Consider the following 18041-nt stretch of genomic DNA (forward strand, 5'->3'; position numbering starts at 1 on the left):
TCAGACCGTCCTTTCTTTGATCGCATCGCCTATTATGGCTGCGAAAAGTCGAGCGAAGTAATTCTGGCCAACGGCCTCGGCGATCAAATCGTTGCGGATTTCCAGCAAAACGTGAGGAATGCCTCGTCCTTCGCCATGAACTGGAATGGTATAATCCGAACGATCGTCGATCCGATAGGGCTCGTTGAAAGCCGCGTGCAGCGTCGCATCATGGCGGTTCAGTCCTTGCATAAACTGTTCAGCCAATTCGTCGCTGCGGTTGTACAGCAGACCGATATGCCAGGGACGGGGCCCATCCCTACTGCGTAGCTGTGGCGTGAAAGAATGGACGGCGACGAGCAGTACCTCGCGGCCGGCAGCAGTTCGGGTCTCTATCTGCCGGCTGATTTCCTGATGGAAGGGGCGGTGGATGGCATCGAAGCGAGACTGTCGGGCCGTCGCATCGAGACCACTGTTGCCCGGTATTCGCGTTCCATCGCTGATCTCGGGCACAGAGTCGGGCGCCTCTACCGGCCGATTGCAATCGATCACAAGCCGGCTGAAAGACTGCAGAATCAGGACGGCGTTCAATGCCGTGTTGAGCCGTCTTGCAACCTGCGCAGCGCCGATGTCATAGGCGATATGACGGTCCATTTCTGTATCGGCGACGCCGAGATCGCCGAGAGCCCTCGGGATTTTCCGGCCAGCGTGTTCGCAGGTCAAAACCACGGGCGAAGAACTATCCGGATTGACCACCTCGAAAGGGGCAGGATCGCCTGTACCCAAGAGGCCATCTGACTGAGATGCGTCCCTGTGGTTTGCTCCTGCGGCCATCGATCAGACCTTCTGCGATCCAATGGCAGCCGCCGGTATCAGGCCATTCGGCCGCCAAAGTAACATCAAAACCACAATGCCAAGCCCGATCGGCTCCTTAAATTCGAGCAGATGCTCGGGAAGGAAAGCGGTTAGGTAAATCTCGATGAACCCCAGCATGAACCCGCCTGCTACGGCACCGGTCAGCGAGCCGAGGCCGCCCAGGATGGCGGCGATAAATGCCTTTAGAACCGGCACGAAACCCATTAAGGGATCGACGGATGCGCGCTGCGACACCCAAAGCACCGCTGCGACACCTGCCAGCATTCCGGAAAGGGCAAATGCGCCCGCAATGACCGCATTGGCCTGGACCCCCATCAGCTGCGCAATGGGGAAATCCTCAGCGGCGGCCCGCATGGCGATACCGACATCGGTGCGCTTAAGAAACCAGTTCAAAAACAGCAGCATCGCGATAGTAGTCGCAATTGCGAGTAGCTTGTTGATCCCGATCAGAAAATCGCCGAAAGCGATGCTCTCGGACAAAACGTCGGGGATCATCACCGGCTTGGAGCGTTTGGCGATTAGGTTCTGAAACAGGATCTGCAGAATGGCTGCGACCGCAAAGCTGGTCACCAGCATAGTGGCTGCAGAGGCATTGCGGACCGGGCGGAAGGCAACGCGTTCCATCATGACGGCCGCGCCTGCTGCCGCCAAAATGGCAAGCGGTGCGGAAATGACAAATGGAACCCCGGCAAGACCACAGTACATCAGGGTATAGCCGGAGATGGTCATCAGTTCGCCATGAGCAAAGTTGATCATGCCCATGATTGAAAAGACGATGGCAAGGCCGAGCGCGAGGAGCGCATAGGTACCGCCAAGGGCCACGGCGTTTATGGTCTGTTGAAGGATCAAATCCAGCACGTTTCAACCCGTTCCCAAATAGGCGTTTTCAACAACGTTCGAGGCCTTGAGTTCCTGTGCGGAACCGGCAGCAACGATTTCCCCTCCGGCCATAACGTAGCCGCGGTCAACGATATCGAGCGACATGGCCACATTCTGCTCCACCATCAGAATGGTGATGCCACGGTCACGCAGAGCGGAGATCAACTCAAAGATCGTTTCGACAATCTGTGGCGCCAGGCCGAGAGAGGGCTCATCCAGCAGCAGCAATTTCGGGCCGATCATCAGTGCCCGGCCGATGGCCAGCATTTGCTGCTGGCCGCCGGACAACGTGCCCGCGAGTTGTGTCTCGCGTTCTTTCAGAATCGGAAACAATGCAAAGACCTGATCGTAGGCCTCGTCGAGCTGATCCCGTTCGGCCCGGCCATAGGCGCCAAGGCGTAGGTTTTCGGCCACGCTCAGGCTTGCAAAGATCCGGCGTCCTTCGGGCGACAGAGTGATACCGCGCCGAACCAGAACCTCGGTCGGCAGCTTTGCGATATCCTCCGACAGAAATTCAATACGACCGGCTTTAAGTGGTGACAAACCTACCAGTGCGTTCAAGGTCGACGATTTGCCTGCCCCGTTGGCGCCGAGCAGAGCGACCAATTCGCCCTGCTCGACATCAAGATCGACCCCTCTGACCGCCTCGACGGCGCCATAGGCGACCTTCAGACCGGAGACCTTCAACATAACCGATGGCCCCGCGTTCCGGCCTACTGCATCCGGGGGGCGGGAATGAGATCAGCGTTCGGTGCCGGTTGGCCCACCAATTCACGGTCACCGCCTTTGACCCGCACCAGCGAAACTTCACGCACCGGCATACCTTGTGTGCCTTTATAGGTGATCAGGCTGGTGGCGCCCTGGACGTTTTCCAAGCCCGCAATAGCATCGCGAATTGCCGTCGGGTCCGTGCTGCCGGCGCCTTCGACTGCCGCCGCGATCACCTTGACCAAATCATAACCGATCGCATTAAAAACCGTCTCAGAGTCCTTGCCTGTCTTTTCCTTAAAGAGACTGTTGAACTTCTCCAGTTCGCTGCCAGGTGTTGCGTGACCGGCTGTCGTGAAGACGACGCCTTCGGCTACTTCACCCAACGAAAATGTCGTGGGGGAATCGATACCGTCGGATCCAATCACCTGCGACGTTACACCGGCGGCCCGAAGCTGTTTGATGAATGCAGGAAAATTGGGTTCGTAGGCCGCGGTCATGATGACGTCCGGCTGTGGCTTTAGCGCTTTGATCTTGGTGACTTCAGCCGAAAAGTCTTGCTGCTCGAGCTTATAAGTTGCTTTGCCGGAAATTGTGCCACCCAGCTTTTCGAAGACGTCACCGAAATAGAGCGGCAGGGTCGTATACTGGGAATCGGGCGAATAGAGCAGGTAGACACTGCGGTGGCCCTGATCATGAGACCACTGTGCCGAAACAGTCGCCTGGACATTGTCACCGGGGAAATTCGCGAACATGTAGTCGCCACCCATGATTGGCAGGGTTGGCGAAGAAGCACAGGTCGAAAAGGCCGGAATCTTGGCCGCATCGGCAATCGAAGCCGCGGCGAAGGCCGGATCGGCGTCACAAGGCAACACCAACACATTAACATCGGCGTCAACCAGTTCCTGGGTCGCGATCGAGGTTTGTGCGGCATCGGACCGCACGTCCTTGTCGATCGTCTCGATCATGATCTTACCGCCGATCCCGCCGGCCGCGTTGATCTCGTCAACTGCGATCCGAAAGCCTTCGACAACCGGTCCGTCGTAGGGCGCGAGACCACCGGTTTGAGCGGTGGCAACACCTATGGTTATTTTGTCTGCTGCCGCCGCGCCGGCGGCCAGTGCGGCGGTCATTGCCGTCCCGATTAAAAGTGAGTTCAAGAATCTATGCATAGCTAACGACTCCCTATTTTGCGTCTATTCAGGCCACATTCTCTTCGCGATGCTTTCGGCCAAGATACGCCGTAATGACAGCCGGATCGGATTGAACCTCCTCCGGTGTGCCTTCGGCAATGAGTTGTCCTTCGTTCAAAACGGTTACCCGGTCGCAGAGACTGACGATGAGTGGCAGGTCGTGGTCGACGATCAGAATGCCCAGTCCAAGTTCATCACGCAGGCGCCTCAGGATCTGCATGAGGGCGTCGGTTTCCTCACGGTTCATGCCAGCCGCCGGTTCATCTAAAAAGAGGTAGTTGGGACCGAGTGCGAGGGCGCGGGCGATCTCGACCCGTCGCTGATCGCCGTAGGACAGGGTATCCGCCTTCAATTGCGCCTTGTCGGTCAGCTCCATCCAGTCAAGTGCCGCCGTGGCGCGCGCCTGCGCCTGTGAAACCGGTTCCCGCGGCCAGTTGCTTAAAGCCGCCGCCAACACGTTCTGCCGTACGCTCAATCGCTCGAAAAGGCGGATGTTTTGAAAGGTGCGTGCGATACCCAGACCAGAGAAACGGTGTACGGGAAGACCGCTAATGATCTTTTCGCCCAAGCGGACACCGCCGGAAGAGACCGGAAGGACGCCAGAAATCATGTTCAAGAGAGTGGTCTTGCCGGATCCGTTAGGGCCGATCAGCCCGAGGATTTCACCAGGCCTCAGTGAAACCGACACCTGGTCCACGGCGACCAGTCCGGAGAACCGTTTGGTGAGGCTGTCGGCCTTCAGAGTTCCTGCTGAGCGCGTGGGTTCAAGCACAGAGGTGTTTATCTGCCCCGCGTTGGAGTTGAACTTGAGCAAACGGGGGAGAATCCGTTCATCCCATTCATCGATGCCTGCAAGTCCTTCCCGCTGTTTGAACATAACAAGCAGAATGATCAGCCCGATGCCAATCTGGGTTAGGCCGAAGACTTCCGGCAACTGGATGCCGAGTAACTGTACGCCCCCCTCAAGCCGCCGTAACACTTCGGTGACTACTGTGATGGTGACCGCGCCGACAACAGCGCCGGTCATCGTCGTCATACCACCAACAATCAACATTGCCAGCAAGGCAAAGGTGTCGACGAAATAGAATTTCTTGGGAGAAAAAGCGCCCAGAAAGTGCCCCAAGGCGACGCCGGCCAGTGCCACAAGACCAGCGCTTAGGACCCAGGCGAGCAAACGCTCTCGCTTGATGCCGATGCCGCTTGCCCCTGCAGCAATGGGATCTTCGCGCGATGCCCGCAGGCGCAAGCCTGGCACAGAATCCCGAAATAGGCGGGTCACCACCAGGGCAATTATGCACACTGTTGCGGCTACCCAGATTCCGGTTTCGCGCGGCACACCGAAAAAGGACTGGCTGCCGCGGGTGATGTCGCGCGCACCGATGATTACGCCATGGACGATGATCAATAGTGCCAGGGTGGCAATGGTTGCCGCCGAACCTTCGAGCCGGGAAATAATCAGACCGGTCAATAGCGCAACTGCCATCGCAAACAAGACAGCGAGGATCATTGCGGGCAAGAAGTCGAAATGCGCGTCGGCGAGGAAGGCGGGGAGGTTGGGCAGAGTCAGCTTCTTCATCTGCAGGGGGAGGGTGAGAACGGCCGAGGCGTAGGCCGCCAATCCCATGAAAGACAAATGGCCGAAACTCAGGATACCGGAATTTCCGCTGTAGAGTCCCATACCCGCAACTGCGGTCAGGCTGATGAAGAAGACAATCATCATCCGCTCGACGCCGCCACCGGCGGTACTTGCCAAGGCTGCGGTGGCGAACACAAGTAAGGTCGGCACGAGCAGGGAAAAGGTCAAAAACCTTCGAGGCAGCATACCCTAATCAAATCCCCCAAACTGGCAGGCGCGAAGCTAATTTTCTCGAGGCACCTTACGTCAACTGCAATGAAAAAATTGCTCTAAGTCAACGAAAATATTCTTTATTGACAAAATTTTTTCATTGGCAATGATGCTCCTTAACACGAGAGTTGGAGTGCAGGTTTGGCTTTTCTGCGCGATAAAATCGAGGAATTAGGCGCAAACTTGACGTCGAGCGAACGCAAGGTCGCGAGCGTTGTGCTCGCCGACTATCCTTTCGCCGGTCTGCAAACCATTCAGGAACTCGCCAAACTGACTAGCGTTAGTGCGCCCTCCATTACGCGTTTCGTCTCAAAACTCGGCTGTAACGGATATCAGGAGTTCCAGCGCCGGCTGATCGGAGAACTGAAAGAAAGTCATCGTTCGCCGGTGGATCTCAAGCTTACAGAAAACCCGGCGCAGGAGGGACGGTTCCTGGCCGACTACGCGGACCGAATCACGACCATGATGCAGGATATGGCTGCAGGTATCTCGCAGCCGCAATTCGATGCAGTCTGCAGCATGATCGGCGATCCGTCGCGCAACATCTTTCTGATCGGCGGCCGGATGAGCGACAGTCTGGCAACCCTGCTGTCAATGCATCTGCGCCAAATTCGCGGACGTATTTATCACCTGCCATCCAACCCGGAAATCTGGCCGGACTATGTGCTGCGGATGCGCAAGCAGGACGTCTTCGTGATTTTTGATTTTCGGCGCTATCAGACCAGCCTGACGGAATTGGCCCGGATCGTTGCGGAAAAACGCCAGGCACAGATCGTGACTGTAACTGATAGATGGTGGACGCCGGCATCGCGCCATGCGGCCCATGTGCTGGCGGTGTCGACGGAAAATGGAACGGCCTGGGACAGTCATGTCAGTGCCATGACACTTGTCGAAGCGATTATTGTTAAGGTGTCGGAACAGGATTGGGACGCGACGCGCAAACGCATAGGTCAGTGGGATGGTGCACGTTTGGCGGTGCCCTCGAACAGCCAGGAAGAACCGGACGGGAAGGGGTAACGAGGTGATACGTGAAGCTCTGGTGCTGGCCTGTACCAGCGATATAGCTGGAAAAGTACGGGGAAAAGCCTTTTCCGAACAGGATCTCGATAAGCGGCTGCAGCGCGGTATCGGCTGGACACCCACAAATGTCCAGATCACCTGTTTTGATGCAATTGCCGACAGCCCTTTCGGTGCGCTCGGCGATCTGGTTCTCATTCCTGACCCGGCAACGCTGGTTACGGCGGAGTTTGAAGACGAAAAGCCCGCTGAACGTTTTGTCTTTGGTGACATTCTGCAGACCAGTGGCGAAGCCTGGCAGTGCTGTACCCGTTCAATTCTCAAGGCGGCCCTGGCGCGCTTCGAAGCCAAGACCGGCTTGCAGCTGCTTGGTGCCTTTGAGCACGAATTCCATCTCAAGGGAGTAAGTGCCCCTCATGGCAGGGCTTATACCGCCGCTGGCTTCCGGGATCAGAGAGAGATGGGCGAAACCCTGACCGCATTGCTGCGTAGGGCGGGTTTGGAACCCGATACCTTCATGAAGGAATATGGCGTCGATCAGTACGAGGTAACGGTGAGCCCGTCACAGGGTGTGACAATTGCAGATCAGGCGGCGATTCTCAGGGAGCTTGTTTACATAACCGCAGAGCATTTGGATCAGCGGGCGAGTTTTACGCCTCTGCGCGATCCGGCAGGAGTCGGCAACGGCGTTCATATTCACATGAGCTTCCGCGACGCTGAAGGTAATGCAGCAACCTACGATCCCAATGGTACGCACGGGCTGAACCGTGTCGCCGGACAGTTCATCGCCGGCGTGCTCAAGTACCTGGACAGGATATTGGCGATTACAGCACCAAGTGTGGTGTCCTATACACGCCTCACGCCTCATCGTTGGAGTGCCGCTTACAACAATCTTGGGTTCCGGGACCGCGAAGCCTCCGTTCGGATCTGCCCGACCTCTGACGTGAGCGATATTGCGAAGCGGGATCAGTTCAACTTTGAGTTCCGTGCCGCCGATTCGGCTGCCAGCCCTTACCTCGCGCTTGCTGCGATTGTCCATGCGGGAACCCAGGGGATTGATGAAGGGCTCGATTGTCCGGCGGCTACCGAAGAAGATCTTTCCTTGCTGTCGACCGAGGAACTTACGTCGCGCGGCTACCTGAGATTACCGCAAACACTTGAAGCGGCATTGGAGAACTTCGGGTCCGATCCAATCGTGACAGAATGGTTCCCGGATGATTTTGTCGACGTGTATCTTCGCCACAAAAAGGGGGAGATCGCATTCCTGGAGGGGAAAACCGAAGCCGAGATCTGCGCTGCTTACGAAGAAACCTATTAGCAGCCGATAAAAATAGTGGGCGATCGGCCAACAATGACATCATTTTGCCCGATTTTTGTCCCATGTCATGCCGAAATCGCCTGCGTAGATTCGCCGGAACACAGCGATTACGCACGACTCCGACTCCAGTTCTCAGAGGCTTCAATGGTACAGCAGACCAACCCTTCCTTGCCCGCCCGTCTTGCCGGTATTCCCGGTGCCCGCGCACCTAGTGTCGTCTCAGCCGCACAGGAACGTTCGCCAGAGGCCTTGGCAGGGACGTTGGTGGTTGGTGCCGGAATCCAATTGAAAGCGGAGGTGAGTGCCTGTGAGGTGCTGCACGTCGACGGGAAGATCGAATCTTCCGGCCTGAAGGCAAAGACATTGAAGATTCGCAAGGATGGCATGTTCGTGGGCAATGCCGAGATTGAAACCGCGGTTGTCGCAGGCAAGTTTGAGGGCAATCTCAACGTCCTTGAACACCTGACCGTCAAACCGACCGGCCGGGTGTCCGGCAAGATCCGCTATGCCAAACTGACCATTGAAGAGGGGGGTCAGATCGCAGGCGATGCCGACATTCTAAAAAACGCGAAATATCAAAAGGAACGGGACCAGGCCTGAGACATCACGCGACGTCTCTAGAGCGGATGCGCCTGATCAAAACCTATCCCAGCAGCGCCGTTGCGTGGTGCCGCAGATGATCTTCCATGAAACTGGCGATGAAGTAGTAGCTGTGGTCGTAGCCCGGTTGCATGCGCAGTTCGACGGCCTGACCGGCTTGTTCGCAAGCTTCGACGAAAACCTGCGGCAACAGCTGCTCTGCCAGAAAACCGTCTTCAGCACCTTGGTCGATTAAAATCCTTGCACTGGAGATCGCAGATTTCACGAGTTCCGTGGAATCGTAAGAACGCCAGGTTTCTCTATCGTCCCCGAGATAGCCGGATAGAGCCTTTTCACCCCAGGGACACTGCATCGGTGCACAGATCGGCGAGAAGGCCGAGACCGACTTGTAGGTCTGCGGGTTCTTCAGATGGATCGTCATAGCGCCGTGGCCGCCCATGGAATGCCCCATAATGCCCTGGCGCGACATATCAGCCGGGAAGTGTTCGGCAATCAGTGCCGGCAATTCCTCGGTGATGTAGCTGTACATCCTGTAACGATCGGACCAGGGCGCCTGTGTGGCATCGACATAGAAGCCCGCGCCAGTGCCAAAGTCGTAGCTATCATCTTCACCCGCATAACCCGCACCACGGGGCGAAGTATCGGGTGCCAGAACCATGATACCGAGTTCAGCTGCAACCCGTTGGGCGCCGGCCTTGGTAGTGAAGTTCTCATCCGTGCAGGTCAGACCCGAAAGAAAGGTCACCATCGGCAGCTTTTCGCCGTCGCGAGCTTGAGGCGGCTGATAGAGAGAGAAATTCATGGTCCCGCCGCAGGCGGCCGACTCATGGCTGTAGAATCCTTGGGTGCCGCCGAAGCAAACCTGTTCGCTCCGAACCGTGAAGTCGGTCATGACGTTTCCTAACTCGAGTCCCTGATTTTTAGTCCGTTGCCGGTTTAATAGACGACAACGCCTCGGATCGACTCACCGGCGTGCATCAGGTCAAAGCCCTTATTGATATCTTCCAATGGCATGGTGTGTGTGATCAGGTCGTCGATATTGATTTTACCATCCATGTACCAGTCGACGATCTGTGGGACATCGGTCCGGCCCCGCGCGCCGCCGAATGCGGTTCCCCGCCAGGACCTGCCGGTGACCAGTTGGAAGGGCCGGGTCGCGATTTCCTGTCCGGCGCCTGCGACGCCGATGATGACCGAAACACCCCAACCCTTGTGGCAGCATTCAAGCGCCTGACGCATGACATTGACATTACCGATACATTCGAAGCTGTAGTCGGCGCCGCCATCGGTCAGATCGACCAGATAAGGCACCAGATCGCCTTCGACTTCGTTCGGATTGACGAAGTGGGTCATGCCGAACTTTTCGCCCATTGCCTTACGATCGTTATTCAGATCGACGCCGATGATCTTGTTGGCACCGACCATGCGCGCGCCTTGCAGGACATTTAGGCCGATCCCGCCGAGGCCGAAGACCACAACGTTCGCGCCTGGTTCAACCTTGGCCGTGTTGATAACCGCGCCGACGCCGGTGGTGACACCGCAACCGATATAGCAAACTTTGTCGAAAGGCGCGTCTTCACGGATTTTCGCAAGCGCGATTTCCGGCAGCACCGTGTAGTTGGCGAAGGTCGAACACCCCATGTAATGGTACATAGGTTCACCGTTCAGTGAGAAACGACTGGTGCCATCCGGCATCAAACCCTTGCCTTGGGTTTCACGAATTGCCTGGCAAAGATTGGTCTTTGGGTTCAGGCAGTATTCGCATTCACGGCATTCAGGCGTGTAGAGCGGAATCACATGGTCGCCCTTTTTCAGCGACGTGACACCTGGACCGACGTCGACGACGATGCCCGCGCCTTCGTGCCCCAGAATGGTTGGGAAAATGCCTTCAGGATCAGCACCGGATAGGGTGAACGCATCCGTATGGCAAAGGCCTGTCGCCTTCACTTCGACAAGGACTTCTCCCTGTCGGGGACCATCGAGTTGAACAGTCTCTATCGAGAGTGGTTTTCCGGCCTGAAGGGCGACGGCGGCGCGCACGTCCATGCGACTTCTCCCCATGCAAAGCTATTGTTGTTCGTATGGGTATACTTTGTTCGCGGAGCGCCGCGCAACCATTGGGCAACAAAAACGTCTTATCCCTTTGTCTAATAAGCCGGATCGGCCCGTGATCGGGATGTTTGCCGGTGCGATTTTAGATCTTTTGAGCTGCGGTTCATCCGATACTCCGGCTTGTGTTCCATAGACACCAACCGGAGCATGAAAGAGCGTGAAGGTTTAGGCAGCTCGAGATTCGCCCAAATTGAGGAATGCGCTCATCTTTTCACGCAGATTGTCTTCCACCTGGAATTTCACGTGCGTGCCCTGCGACGACAGGGTTACGACGGTCGCGGAGATGCCTTCGCTCAGTCCATCGATGAAAAGCGTAAGGTTTTCCTCAGTGTCGACGCCATTCAGTCCTTCGAGCAACGCACCACCCAGCGATATGTTGCTGAATTTGCAATCCGACCTGTTTCCGGCGACGACAACATGGCCCGTCCAGGAGCCCGTAACCCGCTCATCACCGCGTCGGTTGCCCACCGCAGATTCGCGAAGTTCGCGCAACACTTCGCCCATACGCTCATCCAAACAGCCGATATTGACTGACGTCTGTTCCGCGGTCTCCATGACGTTGCTCGAGTGCTGCTTGACTTCTTCAGTTTCGCCCGCAACGTCGGCTACTTGTGACGAGACCTCGGTCATGTGCTGGACCGTATTCTGAACACTTTCGCTGATCTCCTGAGTTGCCGAGCTCTGCTGTCCAACTGCTGCGGCGATGCTCTCGGAAATCTCGTTGATTTGCTTGATGGTTCCACTGATCGAACGAATTGCCCCCACGGCACCTTCGGTCTCGCTTCGAATCGCACCGATCTGAGTGCTGATTTCTTCGGTTGCCTTGGCCGTCTGACTGGCCAGGTTTTTGACCTCGGCCGCGACCACGGCAAAGCCCTTACCCATCTCGCCGGCACGGGCCGCCTCGATAGTGGCATTTAGCGCCAGAAGGTTCGTTTGCTCGGCGATATCCTGGATCATGTTGATGACGTCGCCAATCTTCTGCGCTGCGTCGGCCAAACCACCGACGGTCTGATCCGTCCGTTCCGCCTCTTCAGAGGCTCCTTGAGCGATGTTTGAAGCTTGGCTCACCTGCCGCGTGATCTCGCTGATTGATGCCGACAGTTCTTCGGTTGCAGAAGCAACCGTCTGGATTGAGCCACTGGCCCGGTCTGCGCCCTGGGCAACGACAGATGTCCGGTCGCTCAAACGGCCGATTACAGAGTTCATCTCCAAGGTGCCAGTCTTCATACTTTCGGCTTGCTCGTTGGTATCGGATACTGCCGCCTTGACTTCCTTATCGAGTGCATCCGCAATTCCCAACAGCTCGGACTTCAACTTTTCATCCTGCTCCGCCTTGCGACGGTCTTCTTCCGCTTTCATATGATCGATCTCGCCAGCGTTCTCTTTGAACACCAACAGAGCCTGCGCCATCTGGCCGATCTCATCGGCTTTCTGCGCGTAAGGCACATCTGTATCCAACTTTCCGTCGGCAAGCTTTGACATCACCTCCTTTATGTTGGTGATGGGGGTAACTGCCTGCCACTTGAGGAGAAATACGAGAGAAACAACGATAAGCAGGGTTATGACGACTGACGCGATTAGAGAGGTGTTTCTCATGGAAGCCATTGAATCCAGAGCTTCCTGCTTGCTCCATGCCATCGCGACATAACCAAGAAGGCTTCCTTTTTTCGCGTCGATGACTGGCGTCATTGTGATGATGTGATGTGCGCTGTCCAAGGTCAGGTGGGACTTATCTGTCAACGTGGCTTTATGGGTCGCTAGAAGCGAAGCAAGGTCAATGCTTTCGTAAATTTCCGACGTAAACGAAGACAACTCGGTTTGCTCTGAATCAGTTACCAAAACGTTTGCGAGATGCGAATTTTCCTCGGGATTGGTCTGTTCACTATAGACCGCGTCGATCTTGGCGGATTTTTTCCATTTAATGCCGCCTTCCATCTGAGCGGAGAGCAACAGCGTTTTATCTTGGTAGTTTTTGGAAAACTCGCCGGAAAAAAATGAGTGAGAGAGATGGCTCTGGACCAACAACAACCCAGCCATACCGACGATCAGTAGGAGCGTGATAGTCGATGCAATTCGAAGTGAAATCGATTTCTGAAACATCCTGCACTCCTATCCGTCTTTGTTCGTTGGTCGAATAACACGACCACTTCGCCATGCCGTTAACCGGATTCAGGCCCACCGAAGTCAGGACACGTAAAAGCCGATTTCTCACAGTTCCGGACACACCAATCGTCCGTGACGTCGCTTTGACCCCCGGCCTGCAGCAAAAAACATGAAAATGATGCTTCTTAGTTGTAAATATTGCTTTAACAAAACGCCGTGCGAGAAGGTTTGCTCCTGGCCGCAGGGGACTCAATGTCGCGACAACAACCTGCAGCAGGTATCAAATGTCCGTTTGAGTGGAGGTTGTTCCTTACGATCAAGGAAAGTGCCAGGATTTTGACATCCATGCCCTGTGATGAGCTGGCGATTTCTTCTCCAACTCAAGGCGAGTATTTGCTTTGAAGAATGGTGCCTGTAGTGAAATCTGGCCCTGTGCTGACAAAAAAACTGGACCAGGTTAGCGGGCGCAGCTGGTCCAGTGAGTACAGGGTTTGATTAAGGACCGATATTTCGCTTGGCGTCGACTTTTTTTGCCGGTTACTCGGCTGCTGCCACGTGATTCTGTACGTTCGACAGAAGCTGCAGTTCGTCGTGCAAGTAGCGCGCGATCGCTTCCATGCCGGTTTCCGCAATCTCGGCTTTGCGCTCGGCGTCGGCGTTATAGTTGGTGTTGGTATTTACGTCGTACGTGAAAGCCCGTCCTTTGGCGTCACGGATGAACTCAATTCCCGCGACCTCAACGTCGTTGGTCAGGAGGAACTTTTCGTAAGCCGCTATGAGCTCGGGGTCGACGTCTTCCACAATCTCGAAAGTGACAGCAGGGGCATCCGAAGCGGATTTATCGTCGAGAGCGCAAACATCTGCAGGGCAGAGTTCGAAACTTCCGCCGGTTTTAACGCGAACGGCATAGTGAAATCGCCCGCCGATGAATTCACAGCGGGTGATAAAAGCTTCCGGCGTCTGGATGTAATCCTGAACCAGCCAAATTCCATCAATCGGCGATTCTGGTTCGGCTTCCGCAGAAGATAGGTAATGTGCCGCTTCCTCTGGCGTTGAGAACAGGCGAACGCCAAGACCTTTGCCGCCACGGTTCGGTTTCAGGATAAACGGAGCTGGGGCAAAGTCCTCTGCTGCTTCTACGACTGCCTCGCGGCCGACGGCGACCTGGGTGCGCGGCGTTCTGATTCCTGCCCGTTCGAGCGCCGCATATTGTGCAACCTTGCTGACCTCCAGATAAAGTGCGCGGGGACCATTGATGACTCGTCGGCCATGCAGGGTCAGCCAGTTGAGGATGGCGTGGGTGAGTTCCGGCGCAAAGCGATGCCCGCGTGTATGTGAAGAGGCGCTCATTCGATTGTAAAACACGCCTTCAGGCGGTGGGCGGTCGAATACGACACGGCCTTGATCAAGCATCCATTCTTCTGCATCGACGCCTCGCTTCTCAAAGGCGGTGCGAAGAGGTTCCACCCACAAGGGGTTTTCATGAAGCACAAAGATCTTAGACATAAAATCCACATTTTATTTGTAAAATAAAACACACTTTCATCTTGATGTGTAAAATAAGAAAATTTACGCACAAAAACAAGGAAAATAGGAAAATCACAAAGTTGTTCCAAATTCGTTATCGAAACATTTTCATTTGATCGCTAAATAATGGGTCACGACATGAGGTTGTCTGCGCAGCTCGAGGATGACCGAAGGGTCAAAACGATGCCGGAAAGGACTGTCAGGGGTCTATTTATGACGTTTCTTTGGTTGGGACTGTTTGGCTATATGCTGCTTCTTGCGGCCATGTTTCTCTTTCAGCGTTCTCTTCTTTATCCTGCTGGCACGAGCCTGCCTGACATCGCAATGTTTGGGGTTCCCGGATTGCGCGAGGTCGAGCTGACAACCAAAGACGGTCTCATTCAAAAACACTGGTATGTTCCGGCGCGTGCGAAAGATGCGCCAACCGTTGTGGTTTTTCATGGCAACGCAGGACAACTTGCCGATCGTGTGCCGAAGTACCTCTTTTTCACAGAGGCGGGCTACGGAGTGTTTTTCGTTGGCTACCGTGGTTACGCCGGCAATGAGGGTTCACCCACGCAAAACGATCTGCTGGAAGATGCCGGCAGTGTTTTGGACTGGTTAGCGGAAGAGGGCATTCCTTCGGATAAGACGGTTCTCTACGGCGAGTCCCTGGGCAGTGGTGTCGCAGTCCAAACGGCTGCGGAACGCAAGGTTGGCGCGCTCGTGCTGGAAGCACCCTTTACCTCGGTCGCTGAGGTTGCGCAGTCCCACTATTGGTATCTGCCCGCGCGCTGGCTGATTTTGGACAAATGGAACTCGCTGGCACATGCCGACCAACTGACCGCGCCGGTTCTCGTGCTTCATGGCGAGCGGGATGCGGTAACTGACGTGCGTTTTGGCCGCCGTCTTCTCGAGGCAATTCAGGCGCCGAAAGAGGGTATTTTTGTCCCAGAAGCCGGACACAACGACCTCTACAGCTATGGTCTACGAGACCGGGTCACCGGCTTTATCGGACAGACGCTGCCGGCGCAGTAAGAACGCTGGGAGGCGTCGGTTAACTCGCGTTCCTATTCGGATAATGTTCCGCCCAGTGACGCGCGATATCATTGCGGCGACAGATCCAGACTTTTTCGTGACCGACCATATAATCCAGAATTTTATAAAGAGCGCCGATGCGTCCGGGCCGTCCCAGAAGACGAGCGTGAAGGCCGATTGTCATCATTTTCGGGTGAGTTTTACCTTCGTCGTAGAGGATATCAAAGCTATCCTTGATGTAGGTCACGAACTCCTCGCCGACTTGATAGGAGCGTTCCCCGCGCCCAAAGCGTGAATCGTTGGTATCGAGCGAATAGGGGACCAGCAGCAGGCCGGGAAAATCTGGCGACCAATATGGCAAGTCGTCGTTGTAAACATCAGAATCGTACAGAAAAGTCCCAAGTTCTGCGACGATACGTCTGGTGTTCGCAGACGGCAGACCTGCGTAGTAGCCAAGTGGCGCTTCTCCGGTCAGTGCCTTGACCTGTTCGATACTTTTGGAGATACAGATCCGCTCTTCGGCTTCACTCATCCCATCAAAATCGATCCAGCGCCAACCATGCGGTTGCAGGTCGAAGCCTGCGTCGATCATAGCCTGCAGAGCTTGCGGATGGCGTTCGCCGGCAAGCCCGATAAGGTTTACGGTGGCCGGGAGATCCCGGTCCGTAAAGGCTTTCAACAGGCGCCAGTAACCGACACGCGATCCGTATTCGTAACTGGATTCAATATTCAGGTCCCTGCGGCCCATGCGGGACTCCACCGCGACGTCTGACAGACGTTCCTCTGATCGGTCATCGCCATTCAAGATGCAGCGTTCGCCGCCTTCCTCGAAGTTGATGCAAAAATTCACGGCAATGCGGGCTTGGTCGGGCCAGGCGATTTTCTTTGAGTCCGCCCCGTAACCAATGAAATCACGGGTCGGAAGCTGATGAGGTTCATTCATCGCTTTCAATTTCTGCAACCAGCTATGGCTGGCGCGCGATGACGCGGATCTCGACGATCGCGTCTTCTCGCACAAAACCAGTAACTTCAATAGCGGTCCAGGCGGGATAAGGCTCCCGAATGTACTCATCACGTATCGACTTGAAGAGGTCCAAGTGGTCCCGCAGGCCGACATGATAACTTGTCATCTCTACGATGTGTTCGAAGCTCATGCCGCCGGACAAGAGAACGCTCTCGACCTTGGCAAAGGCATCGCGGATCTGTTCCGCTGGATCGTTGGAAAGAGTCCCATCCGCACGCGTGCCGGTGAATCCGGTAAAAAAGACAAAGCCATTGCAGAGCAGTCCCGGCGACATGTGCCAGTCGTCGTAATAACTCTGCAGATCGGGGGGTATAATTGCTTTCATGTTCATGCCGGCAGCATACAGCCTCTATCTGGGCTGAAAACAGAAAACCCAGACGGTTGCGGACCAACCGTCTGGGAAGGCATAAAACCGATGTTGGAAACGCGCCTTAGTTCACGAGCTGTGGCCCAAACATCAGGTTCGGCAGGAAGGTTGAAATCCAGGGTATGTAGGTGACCAGGATGAGGAACACGAACAGGATAGAGAGCCACGGCATGGCCGCTTTGACCACCTGCATCAGCGGCATACCGGTAATGCCTGAGGTCACAAAGAGGTTCAACCCGACCGGCGGCGTGATCATACCGATTTCCATGTTGACGACCATGATGATACCCAGATGGATCGGATCGATGCCAAGTTGAATGGCGATCGGAAAGACGACAGGCGCCACGATAACCAGCAAGCCTGACGGCTCCATGAACTGACCGCCTGCCAACAGCAGTAGGTTCACGATGATCAGGAAGGTCCAAGGTTCGAATCCCGCGCCGATGATTGCTTCGGTCATGACCTGAGGTATGCGCTCAGTGGTCAGAACATGGGCGAAGAGCAAGGCGTTGGCGATGATGAACATCAGCATCAAAGTGACTTTGCCGGCTTCGACCAATGTGTGCTGGGTATCGCGGTGAAACAGTGCAGGGACAAACTTGAGGCCGATCTGCCCTAGGTTTCGCGCCGCGCTGCCTGCAAGGGATTCACCATCCTTGCGCCAGGCGACACCAACCAGCGGCCCCATGTCCCGATAGACGAAGAGGGCTATGGCAAAGGCATAGACCGCTGCCACAGCCGCAGCTTCGGTTGGGGTGAAGACACCGCCGTAAATTCCGCCCAGGATAATGATGATCAGCAGCAGACCCCAGAACGCGTCACCGGCAGCCTCGAACATTTCCGAGAATCCGGCCCAGGGCTGCGCCGGCAGCCCTTTGATCCGTGCGGTAATGTAAATGCCGCCCATGAGCATCAGGCCGGCAAGAATACCCGGAATGACACCGGCCATGAACATACGTCCCACCGACACGTCCGTGGCAGCAGCATAGACCACCATCACGATGGAAGGCGGGATAAGGATGCCCAAAGTCCCGGCATTACATATGACACCGGCGGCAAATTCCTTTGTGTAGCCAACCTGCCGCATGCCTGCGATCACGATGGACCCAATCGCAACCACCGTTGCCGGTGAGGATCCGGACAGCGCCGCGAACAGCATGCAGGCGAAAACGGACGCAATGGCCAAGCCGCCGCGCACATGGCCGACGCAGGCGATGGCAAACCGGATAATGCGCTTGGCAACCCCGCCGGTCGACATGAAGGCCGAGGATAGAATGAAGAAGGGTATTGCGAGCAGAGTATAGTGCTCCATAGCCTCGAAGAGTTTCAAGGAGATGGAAGCAAGCGAGTCGTTCGAAAAGAATAGAATGATAACGAGGCTGGAGAGCCCGAGCGACACTGCGATCGGTGTTCCGATCAAGAGCAGCAACAGCACAAGGCCGAAGAGAACGAATGGTTCCATGGTCTGAGGT

The 18041-nt window shown here is 55.7% G+C and carries 16 protein-coding genes; 4 read left to right on the forward strand and 12 right to left on the reverse strand.

The genetic code is table 11. The annotated features are described in order from the left end of the window. The 5 genes from QMZ18_RS25890 to QMZ18_RS25910 are packed head-to-tail and all read right to left on the reverse strand — an operon-like array spanning nucleotide 1 to nucleotide 5457. The gene (locus QMZ18_RS25890) at nucleotides 1-813 is read right to left on the reverse strand and encodes an N-formylglutamate amidohydrolase (protein WP_282609272.1); all 813 of its coding nucleotides are present in this window, start codon (nucleotides 811-813) and stop codon (nucleotides 1-3) included. 3 nt (nucleotides 814-816) lie between these two features. Continuing rightward, nucleotides 817-1713 carry a branched-chain amino acid ABC transporter permease gene (locus QMZ18_RS25895; RefSeq protein ID WP_282609273.1) on the reverse strand — a complete coding sequence of 299 codons (897 nt, stop codon included), beginning with the start codon at nucleotides 1711-1713 and terminating at the stop codon, nucleotides 817-819. A 3-nt stretch (nucleotides 1714-1716) separates the two neighbouring features. After that, on the reverse strand, nucleotides 1717-2424 hold the full coding sequence (locus QMZ18_RS25900) for an ABC transporter ATP-binding protein (protein WP_282609274.1): 708 nt from the start codon (nucleotides 2422-2424) through the stop codon (nucleotides 1717-1719). Nucleotides 2425-2447: 23 nt separating this feature from the next. Further along, the gene (locus tag QMZ18_RS25905) at nucleotides 2448-3614 is read right to left on the reverse strand and encodes an ABC transporter substrate-binding protein (protein WP_282609275.1); all 1167 of its coding nucleotides are present in this window, start codon (nucleotides 3612-3614) and stop codon (nucleotides 2448-2450) included. A gap of 28 nt (nucleotides 3615-3642) precedes the next feature. Further along, nucleotides 3643-5457, reverse strand: a complete 1815-nt coding sequence (locus tag QMZ18_RS25910; protein WP_282609276.1) for a branched-chain amino acid ABC transporter ATP-binding protein/permease — start codon at nucleotides 5455-5457, stop codon at nucleotides 3643-3645. 165 nt (nucleotides 5458-5622) lie between these two features. Between QMZ18_RS25910 and QMZ18_RS25915 the strand changes: the two genes are divergently transcribed. The 3 genes from QMZ18_RS25915 (at nucleotide 5623) to QMZ18_RS25925 (ending at nucleotide 8416) form a co-directional block, all read left to right on the forward strand. Continuing rightward, on the forward strand, nucleotides 5623-6498 hold the full coding sequence (locus tag QMZ18_RS25915) for a MurR/RpiR family transcriptional regulator (protein WP_282609277.1): 876 nt from the start codon (nucleotides 5623-5625) through the stop codon (nucleotides 6496-6498). 4 nt (nucleotides 6499-6502) lie between these two features. Continuing rightward, nucleotides 6503-7816, forward strand: a complete 1314-nt coding sequence (locus QMZ18_RS25920) for a glutamine synthetase family protein (protein WP_282609278.1) — start codon at nucleotides 6503-6505, stop codon at nucleotides 7814-7816. Nucleotides 7817-7960: 144 nt separating this feature from the next. Then, entirely contained in the window at nucleotides 7961-8416 is a 456-nt protein-coding gene (locus tag QMZ18_RS25925) for a polymer-forming cytoskeletal protein (RefSeq protein ID WP_282609279.1), read from the forward strand. Nucleotides 8417-8459: 43 nt separating this feature from the next. Here the strand turns inward: QMZ18_RS25925 and fghA are convergent, their stop codons facing one another. The 4 genes from fghA to QMZ18_RS25945 all read right to left on the reverse strand — a co-directional run bounded on the left by fghA (nucleotide 8460) and on the right by QMZ18_RS25945 (nucleotide 14140). Beyond that, nucleotides 8460-9308: an S-formylglutathione hydrolase gene (gene fghA / locus QMZ18_RS25930; RefSeq protein WP_282609280.1), complete on the reverse strand. Its 849-nt coding sequence runs from the start codon at nucleotides 9306-9308 to the stop codon at nucleotides 8460-8462. A gap of 44 nt (nucleotides 9309-9352) precedes the next feature. Then, nucleotides 9353-10462 carry an S-(hydroxymethyl)glutathione dehydrogenase/class III alcohol dehydrogenase gene (locus QMZ18_RS25935; protein ID WP_282609281.1) on the reverse strand — a complete coding sequence of 370 codons (1110 nt, stop codon included), beginning with the start codon at nucleotides 10460-10462 and terminating at the stop codon, nucleotides 9353-9355. 231 nt (nucleotides 10463-10693) lie between these two features. Next, nucleotides 10694-12631: a methyl-accepting chemotaxis protein gene (locus QMZ18_RS25940; RefSeq protein WP_282609282.1), complete on the reverse strand. Its 1938-nt coding sequence runs from the start codon at nucleotides 12629-12631 to the stop codon at nucleotides 10694-10696. A gap of 540 nt (nucleotides 12632-13171) precedes the next feature. Then, nucleotides 13172-14140: a RimK family alpha-L-glutamate ligase gene (locus tag QMZ18_RS25945; RefSeq protein ID WP_282609283.1), complete on the reverse strand. Its 969-nt coding sequence runs from the start codon at nucleotides 14138-14140 to the stop codon at nucleotides 13172-13174. A gap of 234 nt (nucleotides 14141-14374) precedes the next feature. Here QMZ18_RS25945 and QMZ18_RS25950 point away from each other — a divergent pair, with 234 nt between their 5' ends. Next, nucleotides 14375-15178: an alpha/beta hydrolase gene (locus tag QMZ18_RS25950; RefSeq protein ID WP_282609284.1), complete on the forward strand. Its 804-nt coding sequence runs from the start codon at nucleotides 14375-14377 to the stop codon at nucleotides 15176-15178. Between the two features lie 19 nt (nucleotides 15179-15197). Here the strand turns inward: QMZ18_RS25950 and QMZ18_RS25955 are convergent, their stop codons facing one another. The 3 genes from QMZ18_RS25955 to QMZ18_RS25965 form a co-directional block, all read right to left on the reverse strand. Beyond that, a complete protein-coding gene (locus QMZ18_RS25955; RefSeq protein ID WP_282609285.1) occupies nucleotides 15198-16121 on the reverse strand; it encodes a polysaccharide deacetylase family protein in 924 nt (307 codons plus the stop codon). A 22-nt stretch (nucleotides 16122-16143) separates the two neighbouring features. After that, the gene (locus tag QMZ18_RS25960; RefSeq protein WP_282609286.1) at nucleotides 16144-16527 is read right to left on the reverse strand and encodes a RidA family protein; all 384 of its coding nucleotides are present in this window, start codon (nucleotides 16525-16527) and stop codon (nucleotides 16144-16146) included. 106 nt (nucleotides 16528-16633) lie between these two features. After that, nucleotides 16634-18031 (reverse strand): TRAP transporter large permease, encoded by a 1398-nt coding sequence (locus QMZ18_RS25965; protein WP_282609287.1) that lies wholly within the window; start codon nucleotides 18029-18031, stop codon nucleotides 16634-16636. Nucleotides 18032-18041: the final 10 nt, after the last annotated feature.

It is taken from the genome of Pelagibius sp. Alg239-R121 (assembly GCF_947331435.1).
Taxonomy (GTDB): domain Bacteria; phylum Pseudomonadota; class Alphaproteobacteria; order Kiloniellales; family Kiloniellaceae; genus Denitrobaculum.